The organism is Corynebacterium sp. KPL3927 (assembly GCF_040225835.1).
In the GTDB taxonomy this organism is placed as follows: Bacteria; Actinomycetota; Actinomycetes; order Mycobacteriales; family Mycobacteriaceae; genus Corynebacterium.
On sequence record NZ_JBEHGD010000041.1, the window covers coordinates 1 to 3,491 of the forward strand.

Genomic DNA, 3,491 nt, shown 5'->3' on the forward strand with positions numbered 1-3,491 from the left:
CCGCGTCCACAAAGTCCCTAGACTCCGAGTCCAAAAAGTAGCTGGACTCCAAGTCCAAAAACCTCATGGACATAACATTCTTAGCCGAAAGACTGTGGCTAAGCGGATGTGTCTGGTGGGGTTTGAAGGGAACTCGCCGCGTGCCTTTATGCCGGTGACAACGACTCAATCTAAGCTCAAGTCCACGCTTCCTTGCCTGGTCAAGACCATGTTTGATGCCGTTGAGCTCAACCGGGTGTGGATGTCAGATACTACTTACCTGCGCACCGGTGAAGGCTGGTTGTACTTGTGCGTGGTCCGCGATAGCCATTGCCGTCGTGTGCTGGGGTGGGCTATGCATAGCGTTCAAGATTGGGCCTGATCCCCGGAAAATGGACACGCCAGGGTTAGGACCGTACTAGAGGCGCTGTTTGCGCCTTCACCCCCAGACGAACATGCGCCAAGTACGATGGTGCTTCAAAATGCAATGATTGTAGTACCGATCTTTTCGCTTCATGAGAGACTCCTTTCTAATGAAGGAAATGAGAGATTGGATCTATTACACCCTGCAGCGCTTCATTGCAGACAACTCGGATTCCGCGTTTTGCTAGAACATTGAGAGTATTTCTGAAGCTCAAACCGCACTGTAGCTGCACAAAGTATTACTGTGTCAGCTTTCCACTGTAAGGAAATGTTTCCTATAAAAACGCAGCTCATCAATAGATTCGCGAATATCTCCTAGCGCACGATGCGCAAATACTTTTTGGGGAACATTGGCGAAGCCTCCTGGAGCCCATAATCGCATTAGTTCTTTAAGGGTAGAAACATCAATCATCCGATAATGGAGATTCTCATCTACTTGCGGCATAAAGCGGCGCAGAAAGTTCCTATCTAAGGTAATGGAATTACCAGCCATGATTACTTTTTCTTCAGAGCTAAAATGCCTATCCATATAATCCAACACTGCTCGTTCTGCTTCTCGCAGTGATACTGAGCTCTGCTGAACTTCTTCGATGAGCCCAGAGGTGGTATGCATTTCTTTCACAACCCTAGGCATCTGTTCTAAGGAACTATGAGGAGCATGGATAACAATATCTACTCCTTCGTCGATCTCCCTTAATTGACTATCAGTAACTAGCGCAGCGACTTCAAGTAGCTCACACCGGAGTTCATCTAGTCCCGTGGTTTCTACGTCGATCCATAGGAATCGATCGATCCCATCAGGCGATACATTTGCACACATGAAAATACCTAACTTTGATACAGAATTTAGCTTCATCCACCCCACTCTTGGGTGGTCTTCGAAAGCGTAGCAAAGCGGTTGGACACGAGAGAAGGATCGCTGAGTCAGCCGAGATGCCAGCTCAAACTAGTCTCGTTTCGAACCAAAGCCCTCGCGAAACTTTCCCCATTTATTTCTTAAAATGGGCCAGCGTTTTTGCAAAAACCTTTGCAAAACGAACATGACTACCATTAACGCGGCGCCCAACTCAAGAGAAATTATAAACGCGCCCCGTGGAGAAGTAGGCTCTTCTGAAGAAATGTCCAAGAAACCTGGTACGGCTAAGACGGCGGCCAGAAAAGCTAAAATAATAGTCCAAAAGTTAAAACGCTCATGCTCCTTTTCTTGATGCTCATTTCTTCGTGCTTCATATATGTTGGAATAAATGTCTTGCCTTAACGTGATTTCATTTTCAATATCTCGATAAATAATATCGAGATCGGTCGCTTTCCTAATCGATCGCATCACGCGGGTATCCGTATGGTACTTTGGCACCGCATCTACCCAAAGGCGATCTCTTATGCGGACAAAGTGTGCTTGAATGCTCTGAAAATTCTTCACCTGAAGATTCAGTTTTTCCATATATTTTTTCTCTGAACGCTCACCAACATTGATAACGTCAGTAAATTCAATTTCTCGTAGGGCGCCCGAGAGCTTTGCTAAACTCACATGTGCCCGCATCACCAGCATGATCAAATCCACATAGCGGGTATGTGCCAAACCGAAATATTTCAAATCGTCGCGCGTTTGAGCTACCTTTCTAACAAAGGCGACGCCGGTCTCTTCAGAGATAGTATCCCAGAATAAAAAGTGCCCCGCCTTATCTTCCGGTGGCTCGGCATAAAAATCTGGAACACCATCGACAAAGTTGTCTGTGCCAGTTGCAAGTATCCATGACCAAATATGCCTAGCAGACCACCCTTGTGATGGTTGGCGCTGATCAGAGTTAGAAGGCGAGTCAAGCTGCTCGCCTTCTACCTCAAATATTTTTCTATACACGTCTGGAAGTCGCGGTTCATCGATATAAGGCAAGGCAACCACAGAACGTATTGGTTGCATTTGAGGAATATGTGCATTAGCCGCGCTACCGGTTCGTGGAATCCCTAGTTCGATTACTGAGGACCTGGTAATCAGCTTCTTTTTCTTGTCTTTAGATGGCGTAATTAACCCGGCTTGCACAAAAGCTTCATAAACAACTTCCATACACGCTTGAAGCAACTCACTGTCATTAATCGTGAGTGATGTAGCTTCAAAATCGGATTTTCCAAGCCATACGGTATTTCGCGGCCTATTAAGCGCACGAGAAATTGCGTTCAATGAATCGGAGTCAACATTTTCCGCTACTACCGTTAATGTAAGGAAACGATTAATCATCGTTTGGTTTTTGCAACTATTTAGAGACCCGCTTTTGTCCTCATCGGTGGCTCCAAATTCCATTGGGGCTGGGTCTTCAAATTGCGAAAAGTCCAGTGACTTCAGCATCACAGACCCGAACTCCTCTTTAAGTTCTTCGGAATTCAGCGTGTACTCATGATTGTCATTATCCCGCGGACTTGTTTGGTAGCCGAAGGTCCGCCACTTAGTGGCCTGACCTCGAAATGTGGGCGCTTTCGTGAAATCTATCGAGTAAAAAGCGGCACGTTGTTTTTCTTCGAATTCTGAAGACTGCTTATTGCGGTCACTTTGGTCCGCCCACTCTGCCCCGACAGAGCCGCCTACGACATCCGTATACCGCCTAGACGCGCTTTCATAGAATACCTTTGGCGCTTCGTCACCGTGCTCGAATGCTAGATAATGCCGGTATTCCTGTCCCTCGTTGTTGAGGTCGTCTTTTGGGGCTCTCAGATCCTCTTGAACCTGTGGCACAGACCAAGCTTTGGAACGTTCATCAGCGAGGTCATGACGTTTCTTTTTCGGATCCTGCGTAGGCATAACAAATTGCCGGATCCCCTTAGTTCGAAATTGCTTCCAAGAAGCCCCGTCTAACCTCTCGATTTTGGTTAGTTGATCGTCGCCGAAAGCTCCATCATTGCTTTGTCTGCGTCTCAATTCTGCAGTCGGATCAAAAAATTCGTTTTCATAGTCTGCAAATATTCCTTCATGCAGTGGGAATGTCACACTAAATACGGCGATGCGCCAATCAGGAAGCTGTTGGGCCCGACCCCCGGAAAGTGGACACATCGGGGGTTAACTATGCGACTTTAGCTAGTATAGCTGAAGTCTCGGCTTC

Annotated in this window: 2 protein-coding genes and 1 pseudogene; 1 reads left to right on the forward strand and 2 read right to left on the reverse strand. The window is 46.8% G+C overall.

From position 1 onward, the window contains the following. Positions 1-217 precede the first annotated feature (217 nt). Positions 218-340, forward strand: a pseudogene (locus ABRP86_RS11750) (IS3 family transposase); the annotation flags it as partial. 309 nt (positions 341-649) lie between these two features. Here ABRP86_RS11750 and orn read toward each other — a convergent pair. After that, positions 650-1,258: an oligoribonuclease gene (gene orn / locus ABRP86_RS11390; RefSeq protein ID WP_349864438.1), complete on the reverse strand. Its 609-nt coding sequence runs from the start codon at positions 1,256-1,258 to the stop codon at positions 650-652. 90 nt (positions 1,259-1,348) lie between these two features. Then, a complete protein-coding gene (locus tag ABRP86_RS11395; protein WP_349864440.1) occupies positions 1,349-3,442 on the reverse strand; it encodes a hypothetical protein in 2,094 nt (697 codons plus the stop codon). Positions 3,443-3,491 lie beyond the last annotated feature (49 nt).

What these genes read in the sequence shown, in the direction of transcription:
- ABRP86_RS11395 (WP_349864440.1), bottom strand. Translation starts at nt 3,442, where the DNA reads ATGTGTCCACTTTCCGGGGGTCGGGCCCAACAGCTTCCTGATTGGCGC.
- orn (WP_349864438.1), bottom strand. Translation starts at nt 1,258, where the DNA reads ATGAAGCTAAATTCTGTATCAAAGTTAGGTATTTTCATGTGTGCAAAT.